We start from the raw sequence: 23708 nt of genomic DNA on the forward strand, positions 1-23708 counted from the left end.
AAGCCTGCTCGCAGAAGTACATGAACAGGCGGCAAGGGCCGCAAAGGTAGGTAATGCCGATGGAAACTAAAGCGAATTATGCCATTGTCGGCTTCTTCACCGTCCTGGTCATCGCCGCGGCCTTCGGCTTCGTCTACTGGATGTCGCAATATGGCCGGACCGGCCAGATGGTCGAACTCGTCGTCAACATTCCCGGATCGGCCAATGGTCTGTCGGTGGGCTCACCGGTACGCTTCAACGGGATCAACGTCGGCAGCGTGCGTAATCTTGCGATCGACGCCAATGATCCTCGCTATTCGATTGCGATCACCGAAGTCTCGGCCGATGCCCCGGTCATGAAATCCACGACGGCGACGCTCGAGGTTCAGGGGCTGACGGGAGCGGCCTATATCGAGCTCAGCGGCGGGCGCAAGGGGGACGAAAATATCCTCAAGACCGCGCTGGAAAAGGGCACCCAGGCGCATATCCTTGCCGATCAGTCGAGCGTCACCAGCCTGCTGGCGACCGCGGACCAGATCCTCGACCGAGCGAATTCGGCGATCACGGATATCCAAAGCTTCGTCACCGACGTCCGTGGCCCGCTGACGTCAACCATCGGCAACGCGGAGCGCTTTTCCAAGGCGCTCGCGGACAATTCCGGTGCGATCGACCAGTTCCTGAAAAGCGTCGAACAACTGTCGGGCTCCGTCAATGCAGCATCGAAGAAGCTCGACGATACGCTTGCGAGCGCTGACAGGCTGATCAAGTCGGTCGACCCGAAGAAGATAGACAACATCGTCAGCAATGCCGAGCAGGTGAGCAACAATCTGAAGGATGCTTCGGGCGGGGTATCGGAAGCGATCGCCGGATTCCGGCGTACGGTGGAAACTTACGATCAGTTCGGCAAGAGCGCGCAGGAGACGTTGAAGCGGGTCGATACGCTGGTAGCCGCCGTCGACGCGCAGAAGGTCGGGCTGGTCGTCAACGACATCACGGCCGCGAGTGCGGACGCCCGCAAGGTCGCCGCACAGGTTTCGGACTTTGCCGAAAAGATTTCCGCCCGGCAGGATGATATCGATCAGACGATCACCGATTTCACGCAAATGTCCAACAAGCTGAATGCGGCATCGAACCGGGTCGACAGCATCCTGGTGAAGATCGACGGCTTCCTCGGCGACGCGGACGCTCCGTCGCTTTCTGCGCAGGCACGCGAAACGCTCGAGTCCTTCCGGCGGGTGGCGGAAAACCTGAATGCGCAACTGGGCCCGATCGCGGAAAATCTCAAGCGTTTCTCCAATTCGGGACTGCGGGACGTGGAGGCGCTCGTCGGCGACACGCGCCGCACGGTTCAAAGCCTGCAGAATACGATTTCCGATTTCGATAAAAATCCGCAGCGCCTTTTGTTCGGCGGCGAAACGGTTAAGCAATATGATGGCCGCGCGCGGCGGTGATTCGTTTATCGAGGGTCGCGGGCAGGTTGCGTTGAGGGCGGGGAGCTGAACGGCGCCGCGTTGTTAGGGGATATTTGGCGTATGGGTTTTCCGGGTCTGGTAGGTTTTCGTGGCGCGGCGGCGTCCCGGTCTGCGGTGGTCCTTGCATTAGCGGCGATACTGGCAGGGTGCGGCTCGCGCCAGGCGGCGAACGACACGTTCAGCCTGGCGTCCGTTCCTGCCGTGGAGCGTCCGGGGGCTACAAACCGCCAGCTTCTCGTTCCGGAACCGACGGCGCTGAAGACCCTGGGCAGCGACCAGATCGTGGTTCGCCTTTCGAGATCGGAACTGCAATATCTCGCCAGGGCCCAATGGGGAGACAGTCTGCCGCGCATGGTGCAGGACAGGCTCGTCCAGACCTTCGACAATACAGGCAGGATTCGCGTCGGCAAGCCCGGCCAAGGGCTCGCCATCGATTATCAATTGATAACCGAGCTCAGAGCCTTCGAAATATCTACCGATGGAGCGGCAACGGCGGTCGTCGAGATATTCGCCAAGATATTGGATGACCGGAACGGCACCGTCCGCAAACAGCAGGCCTTCCGCGCCGTCGTGCCCGTGCGAGGCGCCGGCAATCCCGCTTTCGTCGCCGCGCTCGATGCCGCGTTCGCCCGGGTCGCGGCCGATATCGTGGGCTGGACGCTCAGCTCCATCTGAAGGAAGTCCTCCAGGAGCTATCGCCCCTGTGCCGGCTGGCGCAAGTAAATCCCGGCGACGTCTCGCCGGTGGGAGAAGGTGTCAGTGAACTGCGCATTCATCACGGCCCTGGGTATCGGGTTTATTTCCAGAAGCGCGGGGAACTGATCATGCTGCTCTTGTGTGCTGGGGACAGGGCACACAGGATAGAGACATCGGAACGGCGAAAGAGATCGCCGCCCAATGGAGTGATATCGATGTCTGAAAAGTTTACTGAGTTTGACGTGTCAGATCTGCTCACCAGCGAAGGCGCCATTGAGGCTTTTCTGACCGAGGCAATGGAAACGGGGGATGCGCAACATATCGCTTCCGCCCTCGGTGCGGTTGCTCGCGTCAAAGGGATGACCAAGATCGCCCGCGAGACTGGCCTTGCTCGTGAACACCTGTATCGCTCGCTTAGCGAGAACGGGAATCCGACGCTCGAGACAACGCTTGCCGTGCTCAAAACCTTCGGTTTTCACCTGATGCCGAAACACGATGCGGCCGTCTGACGCTGGATGAAAGCCTGAACTGGATTTATTGTTCCTGATCTGAGATCAGCCGCTTTTCTGCAGGTGAAAGGCTGTTCAACCCCTCCCGACCTTCGCGAGTTCGATGCGATTGACCACCTCGGCGACCCCTTCGACCGATCGGGCCGCCTCTTCCGCGCGGGCGATCTCCTCTTCGGTCGCCACCGTACCTGCGAGCAGGATCGTACTGCCCGAGCCGGTCACCGTGACCTCTATGGCGTCGAGGCCGGGCGCGACCGCAAGACAATGAGCGACTCGGCGCTCGAGTTCGGCCGGATCTTCGGCAGGCAGCCTCTCGGGGTCACCGCCGAAGAATGTCCGTTTCTTGAAGACCATGCGTCGCTCCTTCTCTCCTGGAGAGGGAAACGCCGAGGCGGCGCATTTGTTCGCCGTCTCAAGGGAGGCCGAATAAGCTGCGATTCACGGCCAGCGTACGAGTGGGGGCAGGGAGGAGAGAATCGACTCCACATTGCCACCGGTCTTGAGACCGAAGATCGTGCCACGGTCGTAAAGAAGGTTGAACTCGACGTACCGGCCACGGCGCACGAGCTGCTCGTTTCGATCCTGCTCGGTCCAGGGCTTGTTGAAATTTGTCCGGACGATTCTCGGATAGACGAGTGCGAAGGCCTTGCCGACATCGCGCGTGAAGGCGAAATCCGCATCCCAGCCGCCGAGCTCCTCCGCAGAACGCAGCCAATCGTAGAAAATCCCGCCGGTGCCGCGCGGCTCGTTCCGGTGCTTCAGATAGAAATACTCGTCGCACCACTGCTTGAATTTTGCATGATCGGCGACGGGGTGCCGATTGCAGGCGATCTCCATGGCACGATGAAAGAGCACGGTATCCGGATCGGTCATGATGCGCCGGCGGTCAAGGACCGGCGTGAGGTCCGCACCGCCGCCGAACCAGTTGCTGGTGGTCACGACCATGCGCGTGTTCATGTGCACGGCGGGGACATTGGGATTGACCGGGTGGGCGATCAGCGAAATGCCCGATGCCCAGAAGCGCGGATCGTCGCTCGCGCCGGGTATCTGTTCGCGGAACTCCGGCGAGAACTCGCCGAAGACGGTGGAGGTGTGAACCCCCACTTTCTCGAAGACGCGTCCTTCCATCATGGACATGCGACCGCCGCCGCCGGCGCCTTCCTCGCGCAGCCAGTCCTTGGCGACGAACCGGCCTGCGGGACGATCCGACAGCGGACCCGTCAATTCGTCCTCTATCGCCTCGAAGGCGGCGCAGATCGTGTCGCGAAGGCTTTCGAACCAAGCCTTTGCCGCTGCCTTCTTGTCTTCGATGTCGGCCGGCAGGCCCTGTGGCAGTTGCGGTCTTTCCATGGGGATGCACTTCCGTTCGCGGATTTCCCTACTGAAAACCGCCGATTCGATGTCGCCGCCACAGTCCATATTTTCAGCTGCTTGGCAACGGTGCCACGGCGACAGCGACAGTCTACCGCAATCAAGGCCTCAGCGGAGGATCGGGACAAATGACTGGCAATAATGCGGCGCTCATCCTATCTTTTCGCCAGAGGTATGGCCCATGGCGAAGATACCCCCAGGACCGCCGCTGGACGGCTTGCGGCGCCAGATCGCCCGGCATCGCCGGGAGCATCCCACACGAAGAGACGGGCTTTTCGTGCGCGAGACGTTTCGGCTCGAGCGCGACGCCGCGCGGGCCAAGGCGCGGGAGTGGTTCGATACCTGGCCAAAGGCTGCCTATTGGACCGAAGTCGAGAGCTGGCGCCAGCTCGAAGGCGGCGAGATCGAGTTCACGATGCGCCGTCTCCCGAGCGCAGACTGATTGCGCCCAATCCCACCGCTGGCACCGACAGGCAGGAAAAATCTTCGGCGATCGATAATAGCGTGGCCAAGGTCATGGCGGCGCGCTAAACCATTTGGTGTTTCCCTCTCGCCATTGCGCGTACTCCCGAACCTGCCCCGATGCCCGTTCTCCGTTCCATCATCGTGCTCTCCATCACTCAGATCATCGCTTGGGGAGCGATGTTCATGTTCGTCTCGGTGACGGCGGCCGGAATGGCGGACGATCTTCTCCTGAGGCCCTCGGCAATCTATCTCGGCCCGACCGTCATGCTGGTCGCGATGGCCTTCTGCTCACCATTGCTTGCGCCGGTCTACGCGCGCCACGGGGCGCGGCTCGTGCTCGCTTTCGGTTCTGCAGCCGCGGCTCCGGGGCTGTGGTTGCTGGCCGGCGCCGGAGGTCCGGTTTCCTATTTTGCGGCCTGGGGCATTCTTGGTCTGGCCGGGGCCGCAGCACTCACGACTTCGGCTCAGGTGTTCCTGACAGAGATCGCGGGCGAGGGCGCGCGTCGTGCCATCGGGGCGCAGATGCTCGCCATGGCGCTCGCGCCCACGATCGCCTGGCCGGTCACGACTTTCTGCGAGGCGGCTCTCGGTTGGCGCGGCACATTCGTCCTCTATGGCGCGGTCATGCTCCTCGTCTGCGCGCCCTTGCATTTTTTCGCCTTGCCCAGACGCGAGCCGCCGAAACGCAATCCCCGGGTCCCCAATTCGAATCGATCTGCGTCGCCGGCTGCTGTTCGTCGCCAGTGGCGCGTCGTTGCCCTGATCACGGCGGCGGTCGCGCTCAACGGCTTTGTTACCTGGGGCTTTCAGCTCGTGGTGATCGATCTTTTCCGCAGCTTTGCCGTGCCCGGCTACCTGGCGGTCGGCTTCGGATCGGCCATCGGTTTCATCCAGCTCTCGGCGCGGCTTTTCGATTTCCTCGGCGGCAATCGCTGGGACGGGTTGACGACGGGCTTGGTAGCCGCGGCGATCATGCCGCCGGCACTGCTGGCGCTCGCGCTTGGCGAAGGGGCGGAATGGTCGATCATTCTCTTCCTCGTGCTCTATGGCCTTTCAAGCGGCGCCATGTCCGTCAGCCGGGCGACGATGCCGCTCGTCTTCTTTTCCTCTACGGAATATGGGGCGGTGGTGGCGCGCCTCGGCCTGCCGCTCAACCTCGCTTTCGCGGCGGCCCCGCCGTTCTTCTCCTTCCTGCTTGGCGAGGCGGGCAACAGGTGGACGCTGGCGTTCGCGCTTCTCTGCTCCCTCGGTGCATTGACCAGCATGGCTCTGCTCTCCCGTATGAGGCCTGCGAAGCCGGGTTAGCTCGCCTCATGCTCCGTCCCGTCGGCGGGATCGATGAGGCGCGGCCCCGTTCCTTCGGAGGCAAGAACGTCCCATGGATTGCGCAAGGGACAGTCGCGCATCGACAGGCAACCGCAGCCGATGCAGCCTGTGAGCTGATCGCGCAGCGCGGTCAGGTTGGCGATCCGCTCATCGAGCTGCTGCCGCCAGGTCTTCGAGAGCCGTCCCCAGTCTTCGACCGTCAGCGGCCGGTCGTCGGGGAGCACCGACAGGGCCGACTGGATCTCGGCAAGCGGGATACCCGTACGCTGGGCAACCTTGATCACGGCCACCCGCCTCAGCACGGAACGCGGGTAGCGCCGCTGATTGCCCCGGCTGCGATTGCTGCGGATGAGGCCCTTGGTCTCGTAGAAATGAAGCGTCGACACCGCGAGGCCGCTGCGTTCGGCCACTTCGCCGACCGTCAGCTCGCGCTTGATATCATTGGGCTTGTCTTTTTTCACGGTTGCTATTGACCTCAACTATAGTTGAGGTTCTATAGCATGAGCTCCCTGCAACCGACAACATGGAGCCGACACGCATGACTGAGAAGATGACCCTTGCCTTGATCTACGGCAGCGCACGGCAGGGCCGTTTCTGCGATACGGTCGCCAGCTGGCTCATTCGTGAGCTCGAGACATCCGACGTGTTCAGCCTGACGATCATCGATCCCGTCAGAATGAAAAACGTTCGCGGCGACAAATCCGCCGGTCCAGCCGAGTGGATGGAACGCAAGGTCGCCGAAGCGGACGCATTCATCGTCATCACTCCGGAATACAACCACGGCTACCCGGCGGCGCTGAAGGAGATGATCGATGCGGTCTATGAGCCCTGGCACGCAAAACCGGTCGCCTTCGTTTCCTATGGCGGCGCATCGGGCGGCATAAGGGCCGTCGAGCAATTGCGGCAAGTCTTCGGCGAACTGCATGCCGTCACCCTGCGCGACGGCATCTCCTTCGCCAAGGCCTGGTCGAAGTTCGATGCGGCGGGAAATCTCTACAAACCGGAAGAGATGCGAGCGCCGCTGTTCCTGATGATCGACCGGCTGACCTGGTGGGCGCGCACGCTGAAATACGCGCGCAAGGCGACCCCTTATAACGAGATCGCCGCATGAGCGCCGTCAGGATCGCCGGACTCCATTGCCGTTGATGGCCGCCCGTTTCGGCTCAGAAAGCACCGGTCTGCCGCAGCGCTTCCCCGGCGATCATGGCGGCTGCCATGGCGATGTTGAGCGAACGCTGGCCGGGCGCCATCGGTATGAGGATGCGCGCATCGGCCCGCTCGTGGACGTGATCGGGAACCCCGGCGCTTTCCCTGCCGAAGAGAAGGACGTCGTCCGGCCGGAAGCTGAAGCGCGTGTAGGGAGCGGCCGCCTTGGTGGAGGCGAGCACGAGGCGTCTGCCGGTGCTCGACCGCCATGTTTCGAAACGCTCCCAGCTGACGTGCCGCGTCATGGTTACCGCCGCGATATAGTCCATTCCCGCACGCTTGAGATTGCGGTCCGAAAGATCGAAACCGGCCGGCTCGATGATGTCGACCGAAAGACCGAGGCAGGCGGCGAGCCGCAGGATCGTTCCGGTATTGCCTGGAATGTCAGGCTGGTAAAGGGCGATGCGGAGGTCGTTCATGCGCTTGCCGAAAGATTGGATCGTGGGAGTGATTGTGATGACCGTCTATGCCACCGATCGGCCTCACGATCCATCGTCGGGTGTGCTCCGACGCGGTTCATTCGGGGGCGCTGCTTTTGCCGCCGCTAATTTGTGCCGTATTGGCAACAGACCACCGGCCGGTGAAAAAATGGGCAAGAAAATGCCTGCGACAATCTGGCATGGCGGCGCGAATGAGGATAAAGCTCAGTCCTCTTCAACGCGAACCGAAGGAGGCATGCATGACTGTTCTGATGTTGACGCGCCTCCCACGAGTAACACGGCCTTTCCTGGCCTGACCGGTTCCGCGCCTCTGCTTCTTTCGATCGAGCGATGCGCGCTCCGGTTTATCCGGAGGTCATGGTCCGCTCGCGGGCGTCATTTCCGGGTTGCATTTTTCAAGATAAAGAATGCGGGGCGACCCGCTTTCCTTCAAGATATCTGAAGGGGCTAGACAATGTTCGGCTGGTTTGAATCCCGCCTCGATCCTTATCCGACGGAGGAGCCGACGCTTCCGCCGAAGGGTCTCTTTGCTTTCTGCTGGCACTATACCAAGCCCGCGGCTCCGTGGCTCTTGATCATGTCGATCTGCACCATGCTGATCGCGATCGGAGAAGTGGCCCTGTTCCAGTTCCTGGGCAATGTGGTCGATTGGCTTTCCACCGCCGATCGCGAAACCTTTCTTGCGACCGAGGGCGGCAGGCTCGCCTGGATGGCAGCGCTGATCCTCATCGGCCTGCCGGGGCTGGTGGCGCTCGACTCCTTCGTCATGCATCAGGTGTTGCTCGGCAACTATCCGATGATCGCGCGTTGGCAGATGCATCGCTATCTGCTGAGGCAGAGCATGACGTTCTTCGCCAACGAATTTGCCGGGCGGGTGGCGACGAAGGTCATGCAGACGTCGCTTGCCGTCCGTGAAACGGTGATGAAGATCCTCGACGTCTTCGTCTATGTGGTGAGTTATTTTGCGACGATGTTGATTGTCGTGGCGGCCGCTGATTGGCGCCTCGTGATGCCGCTCGGGTTGTGGCTCGTCATCTATATCGTGATCGTCACCTATTTCGTTCCGCGGCTGCAGAGGATCTCCAAGGAACAGGCCGACGCGCGCTCGATGATGACCGGGCGCATCGTCGACAGCTACACCAACATAGGCACGGTCAAGCTCTTCTCCCATGCAGGGCGGGAGGAGACATACGCCCGCGCGGGCATGGACGAATTCCTGGGCACTGTTTACCGGCAGATGCGGAAGGTTACGCTCTTCCACATATTCGTCTACGCAAACAACTGTATCGCCCTTTTCTCCGTCGGCGCTCTCGGAATCTATCTGTGGCTGACGAGCGGAATCTCCATCGGCGCGATCGCCGTCGCGATCGGTCTTGCCATGCGTGTCAACGGCATGTCGCAATGGATCATGTGGGAAGTTTCGGCGCTGTTCGAGAATATCGGCACGGTCTATGACGGCATGGGCATGATGACCAAGGCGCATGACATCGTCGACAAGCCGACTGCCGTGACGCTCAAAGCCGACCAGGGTGCGATCAGCTTCGAGGACATCCGCTTTCACTACGGTAAGTCCAAGGGAGTCATAGACCGGCTGTCGCTGGATATCCGGCCCGGGGAGAAGATCGGTCTGGTCGGCCGCTCCGGCGCCGGCAAGACGACCTTGATGAACCTGCTTCTGCGCTTCTACGATCTGGAATCCGGCGCGATCCGGATCGACGGCGTGGACATCTCGACGGTCACGCAGGACAGCCTGCGTTCACAGATCGGCGTCGTGACGCAGGACACGTCGCTCCTGCATCGCTCCATTCGCGACAACATCGCCTATGGGCATCCGCAGGCAAGCGACGACGACATCATTGCCGCCGCGAAGAAAGCGAATGCCTGGGACTTCATCCAGGCGCTCGAAGACAATCTGGGCAGGCGAGGGCTCGACGCTCAGGTCGGCGAACGCGGTGTCAAGCTTTCGGGCGGCCAGCGGCAGAGGATTGCGATCGCCCGCGTTTTCCTGAAGGACGCACCGATCCTCATCCTCGACGAAGCGACCTCTGCGCTCGACTCGGAGGTAGAGGCCGCGATTCAGGAAAATCTCTTCGCGCTGATGTCCGGCAAGACGGTGATTGCCATCGCCCACCGCCTGTCCACGCTGACGGAGATGGATCGCCTGGTCATCCTCGAAGCCGGCCGGATCGTCGAGACCGGTTCTCACAGCGAACTCGTCGCCAGGCGCGGCATCTATGCCGATCTCTGGTCTCGCCAGTCCGGCGGCTTCATCGCCGACGAGGTCGAAAAGGAGGAGGCGGCGGAGTAATCCGCCGCCTCCCGCGCCTCAGCGGGCCGAGTCCAGCGGTCCGGAGTTACGCAATTGTAATGGGCGCGACAGCGAAAACGGATTGCCCGGATTTCAGAACCGCCTATATCGGAACAATGCTGCGCGCCATCGTCAAGATTTTCGAGAACTGGATTGACCCCTTTGCGCCGCGCGAGCGGTTGCAGCCGCCGCGATCGCTCTGGGGTTTTGCCTGGTTTTACGCCAGCCAGGCGAAAGGTGCTTTTTTCGCCATGGCCGTTCTCGGCGGGCTGGTGGCGATGCTGGAAGCCGGCCTGTTCTATTTCGTCGGCCGGCTTGTCGATGTGCTCGATACGATCCGGCCGGAGGACGGCTGGCACGGATTGATTTCGACCAACGGGCCGGAACTGCTCTTCATGCTGCTGACGGTCCTGGTGTTCCGCTTCGTTGCGGTGACGCTTGCCGCACTCGTGGAGGAGCAGTCGATCATCACGGGCTTCCTCAACCTGGTGCGCTGGCAATCCTATGTCCATGTCGCGCGGCAGTCGCTCGCCTTTTTTCAGAACGACTTTTCCGGGCGGATCGTTACCAAGGTCTGGACCGGCGCACAGGCGACGAGCGACCTGATCGTCTCGCTGCTGCAGGTGGTCTGGTTCATCGTCATATACACGGCTTCGACCATGGCGCTGATCGCCCAGTTGGACTGGCGGTTGGCGGCGATGGTCGCCTTCTGGATCGTGATCTTCCTGGTGCTCGCCCGCTATTTCGTCCCGCGTGTACGAAAGCATGCCCGCGATACGGCGGAGATGGCGTCGATGCTGAACGGCCGCATGGTCGATGCCTATGCGAACATCCAGACGCTGAAGCTCTTCGGCAGTGACGAGGAGAACGATCGTTACATTCGGGGGGGCTTCCACCGCTTCCAGGGAGCAGTCATCCCTTTCACACGTCTGCTCACCGGGGTGAGGGCGTCGCTCGCGCTTTTGTCCGGCATGATGATCGCGGCGATCGCGGTCTACTCGGTTCACTTGTGGCTGGCGGGCGCGGTCAGTTCCGGCGCCGTCGCGTTCACCCTTGCGCTGGTCTTGCGCCTCAACATGCTGCTCGGGCGGATGATGTCGCAATTCAATGCGATCATGCGCAATATCGGCACGATCCAGAATTCGGCCGAGCTGGTATCGCAGCCGATCGGGCTGACCGACCGGCCGGGCGCACCGGAACTGCAGGTCACCCGTCCGGAAATCCGCTTCGAACATGTGACGTTTCACTACGGCAGGGGCGGCGGGGTCATCGACGACTTTTCCCTCACCATCCGCCCGGGCGAGAAAGTCGGCATCGTCGGCCGTTCGGGTGCCGGCAAGTCGACCCTCGTCAATCTGCTGTTGCGCTTCTACGACCTCGAAGGAGGGCGAATCCTCATCGACGGACAGGACATCGCTGCCGTCCGGCAGGAATCGCTGCGCAGCCAGATCGGCATGGTCAGCCAGGACACGTCGCTCCTGCACCGATCGATCCGCGACAATATCCTCTTCGGGCGACCGGGGGCGGGCGAGGGGCAGTTGATCGAGGCGGCGCGCAAGGCGGAAGCCTATGACTTCATCGTCGATCTGCAGGATCAGCGCGGCCGTAGAGGCTTCGATGCACATGTGGGCGAGCGCGGAGTCAAGCTTTCCGGCGGCCAGCGCCAGCGTATCGCGATCGCCCGGGTCATGCTCAAGGATGCGCCGATTCTCGTGCTGGACGAGGCGACTTCGGCGCTCGATTCGGAAGTGGAAGCGGCGATCCAGTCCAATCTGGAGCGGCTGATGCAGGGCAAGACGGTGCTGGCCATCGCGCATCGGTTATCGACGATCGCGGCGCTCGACCGGCTCGTCGTCATGGACAGGGGCCGTATCGTCGAGGACGGCACGCATGCCGAACTGATCGCCAATGGTGGTCTCTACGCCGATCTCTGGTCGCGCCAGTCGGGCGGTTTCATCGCGCGCGAAGAGGCCGCGGAATAGGGCGCTCCGCGGTGCGGCTATAACCCGTCAAGTCCTTGTGCCAATTGGTCGCGCCTTTCCCCGCGACAATCTGCCCGCGGCCCCTTGTCAAGGCTGGACATAATCTGCGATCAGGCATAGAACGCGCCGGATTGATGGGGAATCTGCGTGCAGAATTTTTCCCGGATTCTGACATCCGATCCGTGGCTTGCCTCAAGGGGCCGGATGGGGTGCCAGCGTTTGACGGGGCGTGATTCCAGGCTCGGGACGGGGCAGGAAGCGCGCCGGGGGCGGATGCGGTTTCCGCAACATTTGCGTGAGAGGATGTTTTAGCCGTGAGCGAACACGAGACTTCAAGCGAGACCATGGGCGAGCCCACTCGCCGCGATTTCCTATACCTGGCTACCGGTATGGCCGGCGTCGTCGGCGCCGGCGCGGCGGCATGGCCGTTCATCGACCAAATGCGTCCGGACGCATCCACGCTGGCGCTTGCTTCGATCGAAGTCGACGTTTCGAGCTTGCAGCCGGGCATGTCGCTGACGGCGAAGTGGCGCGGCAGACCGGTCTTCATCCGCAACCGAACCGATAAGGAAGTGGAAGAGGCCAAGGCCGTCGCACTCGAAGAATTGAAGGATCCGGTGGCCCGCAACGCCAACCTTCCGGCCGATGCCGAGGCAAGCGATCTCGATCGTTCCGCCGGCGAAGGCAAGGAAAACTGGATCATCATGGTGGGTGTCTGCACCCATCTCGGTTGCGTGCCGCTCGGTCAGGCGGGCGACTTCGGCGGCTGGTTCTGTCCCTGCCACGGCTCGCACTACGACACGGCCGGCCGTATCCGCAAAGGCCCGGCACCGGAAAACCTCGCCGTGCCCACCTTCTCGTTCGTTTCCGACACAGTCATCAAGATCGGTTGAGGGGACTACTGATAATGAGTGCTGATCATTCAACCTACACGCCAACGACGGGCATCGAGAAGTGGGTTGACTCCCGTCTTCCTCTGCCCCGGCTCGTTCACGACTCGTTCGTCTCCTATCCGGTTCCGCGCAACCTGAACTATGCTTACACCTTCGGTGCGATGCTCTCGGTGATGCTGATCGTGCAGATCCTCACCGGCATCGTCCTGGCCATGCATTATGCCGCAGAAACGAGCGTCGCCTTCAATTCGGTCGAGAAGATCATGCGCGACGTCAATCACGGTTGGCTGCTGCGTTACCTGCACGCCAATGGCGCGTCGTTCTTCTTCATCGCGGTCTACCTGCATATCGCCCGCGGCCTCTATTACGGCTCCTACAAGGCGCCGCGAGAGATCCTCTGGATCCTCGGCGTAGTCATCTATCTCCTGATGATGGCGACCGGCTTCATGGGCTACGTGCTGCCCTGGGGACAGATGTCCTTCTGGGGTGCAACCGTCATCACCGGCTTCTTCTCGGCCTTCCCGCTGGTAGGCGAGTGGATCCAGCAGTTCCTGCTCGGCGGCTTCGCCGTCGACCAGCCGACGCTGAACCGCTTCTTCTCGCTGCACTACCTTCTGCCCTTCATGATCGCCGGCGTCGTCGTCCTGCACATCTGGGCGCTGCACGTTACCGGCCAGACCAACCCGACCGGGGTGGAGGTCAAGTCCAAGTCCGACACCGTGCCCTTCACGCCCTATGCGACGCTGAAGGATGCGCTCGGCGTATCGGTCTTCCTGATCGTCTATGCCTGGTTCGTCTTCTACATGCCGAACTTCCTCGGACACCCGGACAACTATATTCCGGCGGACGCGCTGAAGACCCCTGCTCATATCGTTCCGGAATGGTACTACCTGCCGTTCTACGCGATGCTGCGCGCGATCACCTTCAACGTCGGCCCGATCGACTCCAAGCTCGGCGGCGTTCTGGTGATGTTCGGCTCGATCCTGATCCTGTTCTTCCTGCCCTGGCTCGATACGTCGAAGGTCCGGTCGGCCGTCTACCGCCCGTGGTACAAGCTGTTCTTCTGGATCTTCGTTGCTGACTGCATCCTGCTCGGCTGGCTGGGTTCGCGCCCGGCGGAAGGCCTCTATGTCGTGATGTCGCAGCTCGGCACGTTGTACTACTTCGCCTTCTTCCTCGTCATCATGCCGATCCTCGGTCTGATCGAGACGCCGAAGCGCATTCCGAACTCCATCACCGAAGCGGTGCTGGAAAAACAGAATGCCAAGGCGCAGTTGAAGCCCGCACGCGCCTGACCGGAACAGCGATCGATAAGGAATCCACAACAATGAAAAAGCTTGTTACAGGCATTCTGTCACTCGCTGTCGTCGCCGGTCTCGGTTTGGGGGCGGCGTTGGCCCAGGGAGAGGAAGAGGGCGGCGAAGAGCACGCTGCCGGCGCCACGCCTCACTATCCGATCCACAAACCGGAACAGCAGGACTGGACCTTTGCCGGCCTCTTCGGCCACTACGACAAGGGGCAGCTGCAGCGCGGCCTGAAGGTCTACACCGAGGTCTGTTCGGCCTGCCACTCGATGGAGCTCGTCTCCTTCCGCACGCTCGAGGACCTCGGTTACTCCGAAGCACAGGTGAAGGCCTTCGCAGCGAACTATGAAGTCGAGGACGGTCCGAACGCGGATGGCGAGATGTTCACGCGCAAAGCCGTTCCGTCCGATCACTTCCCGCCACCCTTCCCGAACAAGGAAGCGGCGGCTGCATCGAACAACGGCGCGGCACCGCCGGACTTCTCGCTGATCGCGAAGGCACGCGGCATCGAACGCGGCTTCCCGCAATTCGTCTTCGACATGTTCTGGCCCTACCAGGAAGGCGGTCCCGACTACATCCATGCGCTTCTGACCGGCTACCAGGATCCGCCGGCGGGCGTGGAAGTGGCCGAGGGCACGCACTACAACCCGTATTTCGCCAGCGCCGCGGCACTGGCGATGGCACCGCCGATCTCCGACGACCAGGTCACCTATGACGACGGCGCCCCCCAGACCGTCGACCAGTACGCCAAGGACGTCTCCGCGTTCCTGATGTGGGCTGCCGAGCCGCACCTGGAAGATCGCAAGCGCACCGGCTTCATGGTCATGGTGTTCCTGCTCATCTTCACCGGCCTCATCTACCTGACGAAGAAGTCGGTCTACGCGAACAAGGAACATTGATCCGTTTGCTGGTCAGCAGGCGCGATTGACAGGAAGCCTCGGTTTTTACCGGGGCTTTTTTGTTGCGGGGCAGCCGATCGCTCGAGCAGTGCGTTCGCCGCCGCCCCTCATCCGCCTGCCGGCACCTTCTCCTCATTTCATGGCTACGGCATGCACATATCTCTTGCGGTCCGGTGCGGCGGATACTGCTCATGAAAGGATCCCTCGGGAACCCAACCGCCTCAACCCCGCTCGGTCGGGGTTGCCCCTCAACCGGCTGCCGCCACCTTCTCCCCGCAGGCGGGGAGAAGGGATATGCCGCGCCCGCTCGCTCCCTCGGGCGGACGGTGAATGCGGGGTTCGGTTGGCGCCGCTTGTCCCTTCTCCCCGCCTGCGGGGAGAAGGTGCCGGCAGGCGGATGAGGGGCGGGTGACCGATAATGCCAATGTCAGCGCATACGAGTTTGATCCCGAGGACCCATCCGCAAGCCTCGCCACTGCTGGAAATACAGATGCCGCCACTCCGGAGTAAGTCCGCGAGGGGCTGGACAACAAGAGATATGTGCATGCCGTAGCATCGAAATGGGGAGAAGGGACAAGCGGGGCGCCCTTCGCCCTGACCTGAATATGTGCGGAGCCTTGCCGCGAGTCCCCTTCGCCCCGCTTGCGGGGAGAAGGTGCCGGCAGGCGGATGAGGGGCTGGAGCAGTCCACCTCATCCTCTTTAGATCACGATGATTTTAGGTTGCAGGATGCGGGTCAAAGACCGCACACACCTTTCCTCATCCGCGCTAACCCAATAAAAAACGGCCCCGTCTTGCGACGAGGCCGTTCCCGAGAGACCGATTGCGGTCCGTGTCAGCTGAAGCGCCCTGCCGCGTGGGCAAGCATGGTGTAGACCTTGCCGGTATCGGACGTCAGATAGGTCTGCGTGATGCGCTTATCCGGATCGTTGCGCGCCACATCGGCGAGCAGCTTCTCGAAATCGGCGATATAGCGGTCGACGGCGGTGCGGAACTCCGGCTCGCGATCGTATTTGCGCTTGATCTCGTCGAAGGTCTGCTGCCCCTTCAGCGTATAGAGCCGGCGGGTGAAGACGTCCCGTTCGCCGCGCTGATAGCGCCGCCAAAGCTCGACGGAAGCGTCGTGGTCGATCGCGCGCGCAATGTCCACCGAGAGCGAATTCAGCGACTCGACCACATGGCGGGGGTTGCGGCTGTCCCCGGCCTTTGCGACCGGCTGGCTTTCCGCCGACCGCGGCCGTGCTGCTGCGGGCTCTTCCTCGCGGGACGCGGCGCGCAGGAGATCGCGCATCCAGCCGCCGCCTTCTTCGGCGCGTTCCTCCGTTGCCGGCGGCCGGGCAGGCTGCAGCGGACGGGTGGCCTGCTCTATGCCCAGGCTTCCGCGCAGAGCGGCATTCGGGGCCGGCTGAGGTGCGGCAGGCTGCGGCGCGACGACTTGCGGTGCGGCGGCTTGTGGTGCGACGACGCGGGCGACCGGGGCAGCGGGGGCTTCCTGCTGGCGAACCGGCTGGGCGACTTCGAGCTGCGAGGACGACTTGCCGATGATCTCGGACAATTCCTGCAGCGCCTTGATCTGCTCGCCGACGGCGCGCCGCATCAGCGCGGCATTTTCCTTGGCCTCTTCCGGAAGGTCGAAAGCACCGCGCTTCAATTCTTCGCGGGTCATGTCGAGTTCCTTGCGGATTTCGCCGGCGGAACGACGGATGTCGTCGGTTGCGCCGTTGAAACGGCCGATCGCATCTTCGATCGCCTGGCGGACTGCTTCGCGCAGCTGCGCCGCGACGCCGTCGGACTTCTTGCCGCTCTCCGCCAGCATGCGCTCGACGTCGGAAACCGAGGCACCGATAGTGCCGCGCAGCCGCGACGCCGCGTCCTTGGCACGCTCTTCCACGGAGGCGAACGCTCCTTCGAGCGCCTGGCCGGCTTCCTCGCCGGTCTTTGCCATGACCTGACGCAGGGCCTCGGACGCGCTGAGTGCACGTCCCTCCACCTGCGAAAGCGTCTTGTTTGCGTCGGCGAAGGACGATTCGACGCCGGAGCGCAGCCTGTCGGCGATCTGGCGTGAGCGTTCTTCGGCCTGCGAGAAGACCCCTTCGACCGAAGCGGCAGCTTCATCGCTCGCCTTCACAAGCGTATCGCGCAGGGCTTCGGCAGCCTCGGTTGCCCGCTGTTCGGTGTTCGACAGCAGTCGGCCCACATCGGAGAAGGAGGATTGGATGCCACTGCGCAGATTGCCGGCAACCTGGCCGGAGCGTTCCTCGGCGCGCTGGAACGCGCCGTCGACGAAGCCCTCGAGTGCCCGCATGGTCCGCTCGATCTCCTCCGAACGCTGGACGAGGCCGACAGACAGCGTCCGGAGAGCGTCCTGGCGCTCTTCGAGCGTGCTGACCAGGTTCGACTGGGCGGCGGCGAGGAGGTCGGAAGCCTGTCCGAGAACCTTCGAATGGTCCTCGAAGCGGCCGACGATGCCGCCGATCTGCGACAATGTCGAGGAGGAAATGTCCGACAGCTTGTCGACTTTGCCTTCGATCAGGCGGGTCGAGGTGGAAAGCATGTCGGAGGCTTGCCGCGCGGTCTCCGAGACCTTTGCGGCGGTCGCCTCGAGCCGCTGGTCCATATCTCCGAGATTGCCGCTCGCCTGGTCGATGACCGTGGCGATCGCCGAATTGCTTGACGCAAGCTGGTCGATCAGGCCCATGGCCGTCGATTGCAGCCGGTTCTCGACCATCTTCATCGCCTTGGCGGTCTCTTCCGCACGCAACGAGATGGCGTCGAGCGTCTCGCCGGTCCGTTCGGTGATGGCGTTGATGAGCGCGGCGTTTTCGGCACGCAGGCGGTCGGCGCTTTCCTGGGTGAGGGAAGCGATGCGCTCGGCCGCCTCCTTGCCGGTAGCGGCATATTGTTCGATAACCGGGCGAGCCTGCTCGTCGAGAAGACGCGACAATTCCATCGAGCGCCCGGCGAGCATCGAGTTGAGTTCGCGGGTGCTTTCGTCGAGCGTGCTGCGGATGGACTGACCGCGCGCATCGAGCGCTTTCTCCGCCTCGGTCAGGCTCTGCTGAATGCTCTTGGCATGGGTCGCGATCTGGCTGTTGGTCGAGGCCAGTCGGGCGGTCGCCGTGTCCGCGGCCTCCGCGACCGAGCGGGCGAGATCGGCGTGGCGTGCGGCCGTGGCCGATGCGGTTTGTTCGATCGACGATGCAAATTCGGCGTTGCTCGCCGCGAGCGCGCCGGCGAAATCCGCGCCCGCCTTGGACAGGAGCCCGGCCGAGCGGGCGGCTTCCGCGTCGATCTCCTGGGTGGCGTCGCTGACGGCACCACGCAGGCTGGTGACGAGCGCGGCGGCTTTCCCCTCGATCGTGCGGTTTACGTTGTCGAGGCCGATATTGAGGGCCCGATCCATCGTGCCGAGCCGCTCCTCGATCCGGCCGGTGCCGGCTTCGATGGCAGTCGATATGCGCGTTGCCGCTGCCTCGCTGATCCGGTCGATCTCGCCTGCGCGCTCACCGAGACTGTCGGCGATCCGCTGGCCGGCATTGTCGACGATGGCATTGACGCTGCCGACGCTGTCGCGGATGCGCTCTTCGAGGGAGCCGAGGCTCGTTTCGATACGGGTGCCGGTATCACCGAGAATGGCGTCGACGTCACCGACGCTGCCGCGGATGCGCTCTTCGAGCGAACCGAGGCTCGTTTCGATGCGGGAGCCGGTTTCGCCGAGAATGGCGTCGACGTCGCCGACGCTGCCGCGGATGCGTTCTTCGAGCGAACCGAGGCTTGTCTCGATGCGAGCGCCGGTTTCGTCGAGGCGGCTATTGACGCCGCTGATCGAAATGTCGACGCGGTTGGTGAGCGTGTCGGCCGCCAGACTGATCTGATCGGCTGTTTCGGCCAGGCGTTCGGCAATCTCGCCCGTCGTCGAGCGCATGCGGGAGTCGAGCGCCTCGGCGCTGCGATCGATCGCTCCGGCGATCGATGCCTGGCGCTCCTCGAGCGACATTTCGAGCATGCTGGCGCTGGTCGCCAGAGTGGTGGCCATCGCTATCGACTGGTCGGACAGCAACTCTTCGAGCCGCTCGCGTCCCTGGCCAACCGACAGGTTGATGGTGTTGATCCGATCGTCAAGTGTCGTGCGCAATTGCTCATGGGTCGTCGCCAGCGTGTCGCGCAGTTGCGCGGCCTTGCCGGAGAGCGTCCGATCGATCTCGGTCGCCTTGTCGGCAAGCGACGCGGTTGCTTCCGACGTGCGGGCGGCGAGCGCCTCGGTGCTGCGCTCGATCGCTCCGGCAATCGAGGCCTGGCGCTCTTCCAACGACATTTCAAGCATGCTGGCGCTGGTCGCCAGCGTCGTCGCCATCGCCATCGACTGATCCGAGAGCAGCTCTTCCAGCTGCTCGCGGCCCTGGCCGACGGCAAGGTTGATCGCGGTGATCCGGTCGTCGAGCGTCGAGCGGATCTGGTCGTGCGTCGTCGTCAGCGTATCGCGCAGGTGTGAGGCCCTGCCGGTGAGCGTCTGTTCGATCTCGGCCGCTTTTCCTGCAAGCGAAGCCGTTGCTTCCGACGTGCGGGCGGTAAGCGCCTCCGCAATCTCGGCGCTGGTGCCGGCCAGCGTCTCGGAAATCTTTCCGACGCGGCTGCTCAGGTCCTCGGCGATGCGGGCGCTGGTATCGGTGAGCGTATCGGCGATCAGGCTGACGCGACCGCCCAGGTTTTCGGCGACTTCGGAGACGCTCTGCGAAAGCTTGTTCTCGATCTCGCCGACGCGGTCGGTCATGGTCTCGGCGACCGCCATAGCGCGGAAAGTCAGGCTGTCTGCGACGTCCTCTGCATGACGGCTGAGCGAGTCAGCCATTTCGCTGGCGCGGGCCGACATGGTGGAGTTGATCTGCGTCGCGCGTTCGGCGAGCACGCCGTCGAGCGCTGCGGTCTGGGTGGACAGCGCGTCGGTAATCGTCTGGCCGCGCTCTGAGAGGACGCGCTCCAGCCGGTCTGCGGTGCCGCCGACGGCGCTTTCAATGACGCTTGCTCCGGAGGTGAGGGCGGTCGACAGTGCAGCCGTACGCTCCGAAAGCGTGTTGTCGAGGCGATGCTGGCTCGCGGCGATCGCGCTCGTGATCTCGTCGGTGGAGCCGGTAAGGGTCTGCTCGATGCGGGCATGAGCAGACTGCAGGCCCTCGATGAAGGCGGACGTACGGGAGTCGAGTCCGTCCGTCAGGCTTCGTTCGCTCGTCGTCAGCGCGTTGGCAAGCGCATCGGCGCGCTGGCCGAAGCCGTTTTCGATGCGCTCCTGCGCTTCGGTCAGGGCGCCCATCAGCGAACCGGTCTTGTCCGAAAGTACGCTCTCGATGCGGTTGTGCGCGTTGCCGATAAGGCTGCTGAGCTCGGAGGTGCGGCTGCCGATCGTCTCCTCGATGAAGTCCTGCGTCGCGCCGAGCGCCGTTGCCAGGGTGAGCGACTGATCGGAAAGCGCCGAATTGATCTTGTCCACACTGCTGTCAAGGGCGCCGCCGATGGCCTCCGAGCCGCCGGAAACGGTCTCGTTGATCCGGTGGAGGCTTTCCATGAGCTTTGTGTCGAGCTGGCTCGCCCGCTTGTCGAAGGCGCTTGCAAATTCGTGGAAGCGTTCGTCGAAGGCGCTTGCCAATTGGCCGACCGTCGTCTGCAGCTTTTCCTCGAAAAAGCCGCCGCGCAGATCGAGATCCATGATGGCGTCGTCGGCGCTCGACTTGAGGCTCTGGCGGAAGCTCGCTCCCTTTTCGTCAAGGGCCGAGTTGAGCGAGGAAAGCACGTCGTCGAGGCCGCCGGAAATCGCCTGCTGGCCTATCCTGAGGCTCTCATTGAGATCGCGCGTCCGGGCGATCAGCGTCTCGTTGAGCTGACGGGCGCGTTCGTTCAGGGCGGCGTTGAGCTTCTCGGTATTGGCGTCGAGCGTCGAGGCACGGGTTTCGAATTGGCTGAGCAACTGCTCGCCACGCTGCGTCAGGTTATCGCTGAGTGCATCGAGACGCGCGTCGAATTCGTTGCTGAGCGCCACTCCGGCGGTCGTCAGGCCCGAAAGCAACGCGTCGGTCCGGGTGGTCAGCATGGTGCTCAGATTTTCGAGCGCATGGTCCGATTTGTCGGTAAGTGCCGCGGCCCGGGTATCGATGAGCGAAGCGAAGGCCTCGCCGGAGACGGCGATGCGCGACGCAATGTCCTCGCTTGCCGTTTCGAGGTCGTCCTTCAGCTTGGTATGCGCGCCAGCGATCGCCGTGCGGATCCGATCCGAATGGCCGATGATCGCTTCGCGTTCGAGACCAAGCTCCTGGACGAGCGTGCGGACACGCAGTTCGTTTTCGCTGTAGCTGCGCTCGAGTGCGCTGACTTCCGAATGCACGAGCGCTTCGAGCTCGGTTGCCCGGGCGATGGTGCGCTCTATGCCCTCGTTCATCGCCGAGACTTCGCGGCGCACGGCCTGGCCGACCGTCATGACGCGGTCGGCGGCATTGGTTTCCGGCTCGGCGAGGCGCATCGCAACCTCGGCCATCGAACGCGCGGCGCTGCGCAGTTCCTGAGCACGCGCGATCATGATCGCGAAGGAGAAGAAGAGCATGACGGGCAGGGCGATGCCGAGCAGGATGCCGATTGCTCCAGGCATGGCCGCGAGATCGCCGAGAGAGCGGATCTGCCAGATCCCGGGCGCATAAAGAAGGTGAGCGACGCCAAGCCCGGCAACCGTCCAGACCAGTGAAATGATTGCAGCGACCCGGATTGCCGCGCGGCTCGAGCGAACCTCCAGCGAACGCAGCATGGCGGCTGGAGATTTGCGCGTGTCGTCGTTGGCGGGCGCCAGGGGAGGCTGCTTCGGCGCCATCTCGCTCGCAAAACTGCGCGGTGCTTCCGCGCCGCGCGCGGACTTCGGAGCTTCCTGTTGCGCTCGTGCGGCGCGGGCCTCACCGGATCCGGCGGCCTGCCGGGCGGTCTCGGACACATTTTCCGGCACCGGCTCGTCCAGGGAAGTCTCGTCGTTCAAGGCCGACTTCAGGTCGTCAAAGTCGATCTTCAGGGCAGCTTCCAGCGCCTGGAATGCCTTTTCGTCGATCGACTCGTTGGTCTTCTTCGTCGCCATACGGATACGCCTCACTACTATTGCCCGATGATGGCCGTCTTCCTGTGCCGCCAGGTGCCCAGCAGAACATCCGAACCAGGGCGGTGACCGCAAGGTCCAAGCTTCGCAATGAAGCCATAGATCGACTGATCACCCATTACATCGCCTCGATGGATAGCCGCAGCCTATGCCCTGCGACACCTTGTGACGCAGCTTATCCACCGGAACAGTTGCCATTTTCATATACGGACCCGTTCCTAATCGTATCGTAGTGACACATTAGCCGGGCTCTTACAATTATGAGCGTTCCCCATTCATTAAAATCCTAATGATTTCTTAACGGAAACACGGTCTCCGGACCCGAAAAGCCAAGGGAATCAGCCGGTTTAATGGCCGTTAACCATTTCCTCAATTTTTCTGCCTCCATTGCGCCGCGTTTTAGGTCAATGGCAGTGCCGCGCACCGATAATCCTGTTTGAAAACGGTGCGATTGTTTAGAGCGTTATGAGGAAAAGTGTGTGCGGTTTTCCGCCCGCGTCCCGCTCTAATTTCTTGGTGACGATCACGTTCATGTTTTTAGGTCGACCCGACCCAAAACATCGTGATCTAGGCGAAATCGATTGTAGGAAACGAGCCCATGGCGGCACTCAAGATAGCCTTCGAGGTACCGGACACCCCCGCAAATTCCATTCCCTCCAGCAAGAATCCCATCGACCTTGCGCATCTCTACAAGCAGACGATGGGGGATACGGCGCTCGAGATCGAGGTTTTGAAGCTCTTCGCCCGTCAGGCACGCCAGGCGATGGCCGAGATGGCGGAGCGTGACGCAGAGGCCTGCAGCCAGGAGGCCCACCGTCTGAAGGGGGCGGCTCTCGCGGTCGGTGCGGTCGCAGTCGCCGAGGCTGCAGCCGCCATCGAGAAATGTCCAGCCGACGCTGCACTGCAGAGTGCTCTCGGCGCTGCCGTTCTCGAGGCAGAGCTCTTCGTCCTGAAACTCTGCCGTTGACCCTGAAGCGCGTCCTGATCGGGCGCAGAGGGGATGAGGAAAAGTGTGGGCGGTTTCCGCCCGCATCCCGCGCCTCAACTTCTTGGAATCGATCACGTTCATGTCTTCAGGTCGACCCGACCTGAAAACATCGTGATCTGGTCGCTGCTGCGGCTTGTCGCTATTGTGCATGTCGTTGTCCCAAAACCGCTGCGCACTTTTGGGCCGGATGCCTTAAAACCTATCATCAAACGCGATCTGCCCAACCGCCGCGGCAATTTGAGGCTGTGCGGATGGGCCGCATCGTGTTGACTGGCCGGTTGATTTGTTGGAAGAACGTGCCCTGAATTCAAAGCCGGGGCACCGCCTAGTCCTGACAAGCCCTGTGCCAGCCGGCCGGCCCCTTCAATTCGTTCCGGAAAGAGAAATGACAAAACTTACGATCGTAGCCTTTGACGGCGCGCGCCACGAACTCGATGTCGAGAACGGCTCCACGGTCATGGAGAATGCGGTTCGCAATTCGGTCCCAGGGATCGAAGCGGAATGCGGCGGGGCCTGCGCCTGCGCGACCTGTCATGTCTATGTCGACGACGCCTGGGCGGCCCAGGTCGGCACGCCCGAAGCGATGGAAGAGGATATGCTGGACTTCGCCTACGACGTGCGTCCGACCTCGCGTCTCTCCTGTCAGATCAAGATGAGCGAAGCTCTGGATGGGCTCGTCGTTCATGTTCCCGAGCGCCAGGCCTGACCGGCTCGAAGGGCCATCGTCGCAAAAAAAAGCCTCGCCGG

General features: G+C 62.6%; 18 protein-coding genes and 1 pseudogene. 14 read left to right on the forward strand and 5 right to left on the reverse strand.

Annotated elements, in window-relative coordinates; genetic code table 11:
- Window positions 1–59: 59 nt before the first annotated feature.
- From M1D34_RS06090 to M1D34_RS06105, 4 genes and pseudogenes are all read left to right on the forward strand, one after another.
- The gene (locus tag M1D34_RS06090) at window positions 60–1430 is read left to right on the forward strand and encodes an MlaD family protein (RefSeq protein ID WP_498781191.1); all 1371 of its coding nucleotides are present in this window, start codon (window positions 60–62) and stop codon (window positions 1428–1430) included.
- An 81-nt stretch (window positions 1431–1511) separates the two neighbouring features.
- On the forward strand, window positions 1512–2126 hold the full coding sequence (locus M1D34_RS06095; protein WP_010969501.1) for an ABC-type transport auxiliary lipoprotein family protein: 615 nt from the start codon (window positions 1512–1514) through the stop codon (window positions 2124–2126).
- Between the two features lie 26 nt (window positions 2127–2152).
- Window positions 2153–2370: pseudogene (locus tag M1D34_RS06100) on the forward strand (type II toxin-antitoxin system RelE/ParE family toxin); the annotation flags it as partial.
- The gene (locus M1D34_RS06105; protein ID WP_498781194.1) at window positions 2363–2656 is read left to right on the forward strand and encodes an addiction module antidote protein; all 294 of its coding nucleotides are present in this window, start codon (window positions 2363–2365) and stop codon (window positions 2654–2656) included. The pseudogene M1D34_RS06100 and the gene M1D34_RS06105, both read left to right, overlap by 8 nt.
- 75 nt (window positions 2657–2731) lie before the next feature.
- Here M1D34_RS06105 and M1D34_RS06110 read toward each other — a convergent pair whose 3' ends face one another.
- Both M1D34_RS06110 and hemF read right to left on the reverse strand, forming a co-directional pair.
- Window positions 2732–3010, reverse strand: coding sequence for a BON domain-containing protein (locus M1D34_RS06110; RefSeq protein WP_010969499.1), 279 nt, complete (start codon window positions 3008–3010; stop codon window positions 2732–2734).
- Window positions 3011–3094: 84 nt separating this feature from the next.
- On the reverse strand, window positions 3095–4006 hold the full coding sequence (gene hemF / locus M1D34_RS06115; RefSeq protein ID WP_028011984.1) for an oxygen-dependent coproporphyrinogen oxidase: 912 nt from the start codon (window positions 4004–4006) through the stop codon (window positions 3095–3097).
- 202 nt (window positions 4007–4208) lie between these two features.
- On the opposite strand from hemF, the gene M1D34_RS06120 reads away from it, so the two are divergent.
- Together M1D34_RS06120 and M1D34_RS06125 are read left to right on the forward strand one after the other, a co-directional pair.
- Entirely contained in the window at window positions 4209–4469 is a 261-nt protein-coding gene (locus tag M1D34_RS06120; protein ID WP_003534130.1) for a hypothetical protein, read from the forward strand.
- 140 nt (window positions 4470–4609) lie between these two features.
- Complete coding sequence (locus tag M1D34_RS06125) at window positions 4610–5797, forward strand: MFS transporter (RefSeq protein WP_498781196.1); 1188 nt, start codon at window positions 4610–4612, stop codon at window positions 5795–5797.
- Here the strand turns inward: M1D34_RS06125 and soxR are convergent.
- Window positions 5794–6279 (reverse strand): redox-sensitive transcriptional activator SoxR, encoded by a 486-nt coding sequence (gene soxR / locus M1D34_RS06130; RefSeq protein ID WP_003534134.1) that lies wholly within the window; start codon window positions 6277–6279, stop codon window positions 5794–5796. The two genes, M1D34_RS06125 and soxR, sit on opposite strands and share 4 nt — an antisense overlap.
- A gap of 77 nt (window positions 6280–6356) precedes the next feature.
- On the opposite strand from soxR, the gene M1D34_RS06135 reads away from it, so the two are divergent.
- Entirely contained in the window at window positions 6357–6929 is a 573-nt protein-coding gene (locus tag M1D34_RS06135) for an NADPH-dependent FMN reductase (RefSeq protein ID WP_498781198.1), read from the forward strand.
- Window positions 6930–6981: 52 nt separating this feature from the next.
- Here M1D34_RS06135 and M1D34_RS06140 read toward each other — a convergent pair whose 3' ends face one another.
- Window positions 6982–7443 carry a tRNA (cytidine(34)-2'-O)-methyltransferase gene (locus tag M1D34_RS06140; protein ID WP_003534138.1) on the reverse strand — a complete coding sequence of 154 codons (462 nt, stop codon included), beginning with the start codon at window positions 7441–7443 and terminating at the stop codon, window positions 6982–6984.
- 475 nt (window positions 7444–7918) lie between these two features.
- On the opposite strand from M1D34_RS06140, the gene M1D34_RS06145 reads away from it, so the two are divergent.
- The 5 genes from M1D34_RS06145 to M1D34_RS06165 all read left to right on the forward strand — a co-directional run bounded on the left by M1D34_RS06145 (window position 7919) and on the right by M1D34_RS06165 (window position 14850).
- Complete coding sequence (locus tag M1D34_RS06145) at window positions 7919–9772, forward strand: ABC transporter ATP-binding protein (RefSeq protein ID WP_318881293.1); 1854 nt, start codon at window positions 7919–7921, stop codon at window positions 9770–9772.
- Window positions 9773–9888: 116 nt separating this feature from the next.
- Window positions 9889–11754 carry an ABC transporter ATP-binding protein gene (locus M1D34_RS06150; protein ID WP_498781701.1) on the forward strand — a complete coding sequence of 622 codons (1866 nt, stop codon included), beginning with the start codon at window positions 9889–9891 and terminating at the stop codon, window positions 11752–11754.
- A gap of 314 nt (window positions 11755–12068) precedes the next feature.
- A complete protein-coding gene (gene petA / locus M1D34_RS06155; protein WP_003534144.1) occupies window positions 12069–12647 on the forward strand; it encodes a ubiquinol-cytochrome c reductase iron-sulfur subunit in 579 nt (192 codons plus the stop codon).
- 14 nt (window positions 12648–12661) lie between these two features.
- Window positions 12662–13942: a cytochrome b gene (locus M1D34_RS06160; RefSeq protein WP_003534151.1), complete on the forward strand. Its 1281-nt coding sequence runs from the start codon at window positions 12662–12664 to the stop codon at window positions 13940–13942.
- A gap of 32 nt (window positions 13943–13974) precedes the next feature.
- On the forward strand, window positions 13975–14850 hold the full coding sequence (locus tag M1D34_RS06165; protein WP_003534153.1) for a cytochrome c1: 876 nt from the start codon (window positions 13975–13977) through the stop codon (window positions 14848–14850).
- An 835-nt stretch (window positions 14851–15685) separates the two neighbouring features.
- Here the strand turns inward: M1D34_RS06165 and M1D34_RS06170 are convergent.
- A complete protein-coding gene (locus M1D34_RS06170) occupies window positions 15686–21955 on the reverse strand; it encodes an apolipoprotein A-IV repeat region-like domain-containing protein (protein WP_498781201.1) in 6270 nt (2089 codons plus the stop codon).
- 616 nt (window positions 21956–22571) lie between these two features.
- Between M1D34_RS06170 and M1D34_RS06175 the strand changes: the two genes are divergently transcribed.
- Both M1D34_RS06175 and M1D34_RS06180 read left to right on the forward strand, forming a co-directional pair.
- A complete protein-coding gene (locus M1D34_RS06175; RefSeq protein ID WP_003532977.1) occupies window positions 22572–22940 on the forward strand; it encodes an Hpt domain-containing protein in 369 nt (122 codons plus the stop codon).
- Between the two features lie 406 nt (window positions 22941–23346).
- Window positions 23347–23667 (forward strand): 2Fe-2S iron-sulfur cluster-binding protein, encoded by a 321-nt coding sequence (locus M1D34_RS06180; RefSeq protein WP_003532979.1) that lies wholly within the window; start codon window positions 23347–23349, stop codon window positions 23665–23667.
- The last annotated feature ends 41 nt before the right edge of the window (window positions 23668–23708 follow it).

It is taken from the genome of Ensifer sp. D2-11 (assembly GCF_054161295.1).

Coding starts and splice junctions, on each gene's coding strand:
- M1D34_RS06090 (WP_498781191.1), top strand. CDS start 60: ATGGAAACTAAAGCGAATTATGCCATTGTCGGCTTCTTCACCGTCCTG.
- M1D34_RS06095 (WP_010969501.1), top strand. CDS start 1,512: ATGGGTTTTCCGGGTCTGGTAGGTTTTCGTGGCGCGGCGGCGTCCCGG.
- M1D34_RS06105 (WP_498781194.1), top strand. CDS start 2,363: ATGTCTGAAAAGTTTACTGAGTTTGACGTGTCAGATCTGCTCACCAGC.
- M1D34_RS06110 (WP_010969499.1), bottom strand. CDS start 3,010: ATGGTCTTCAAGAAACGGACATTCTTCGGCGGTGACCCCGAGAGGCTG.
- hemF (WP_028011984.1), bottom strand. CDS start 4,006: ATGGAAAGACCGCAACTGCCACAGGGCCTGCCGGCCGACATCGAAGAC.
- M1D34_RS06120 (WP_003534130.1), top strand. CDS start 4,209: ATGGCGAAGATACCCCCAGGACCGCCGCTGGACGGCTTGCGGCGCCAG.
- M1D34_RS06125 (WP_498781196.1), top strand. CDS start 4,610: ATGCCCGTTCTCCGTTCCATCATCGTGCTCTCCATCACTCAGATCATC.
- M1D34_RS06135 (WP_498781198.1), top strand. CDS start 6,357: ATGACTGAGAAGATGACCCTTGCCTTGATCTACGGCAGCGCACGGCAG.
- M1D34_RS06140 (WP_003534138.1), bottom strand. CDS start 7,443: ATGAACGACCTCCGCATCGCCCTTTACCAGCCTGACATTCCAGGCAAT.
- M1D34_RS06145 (WP_318881293.1), top strand. CDS start 7,919: ATGTTCGGCTGGTTTGAATCCCGCCTCGATCCTTATCCGACGGAGGAG.
- M1D34_RS06150 (WP_498781701.1), top strand. CDS start 9,889: ATGCTGCGCGCCATCGTCAAGATTTTCGAGAACTGGATTGACCCCTTT.
- M1D34_RS06160 (WP_003534151.1), top strand. CDS start 12,662: ATGAGTGCTGATCATTCAACCTACACGCCAACGACGGGCATCGAGAAG.
- M1D34_RS06165 (WP_003534153.1), top strand. CDS start 13,975: ATGAAAAAGCTTGTTACAGGCATTCTGTCACTCGCTGTCGTCGCCGGT.
- M1D34_RS06170 (WP_498781201.1), bottom strand. CDS start 21,955: ATGGCGACGAAGAAGACCAACGAGTCGATCGACGAAAAGGCATTCCAG.
- M1D34_RS06175 (WP_003532977.1), top strand. CDS start 22,572: ATGGCGGCACTCAAGATAGCCTTCGAGGTACCGGACACCCCCGCAAAT.
- M1D34_RS06180 (WP_003532979.1), top strand. CDS start 23,347: ATGACAAAACTTACGATCGTAGCCTTTGACGGCGCGCGCCACGAACTC.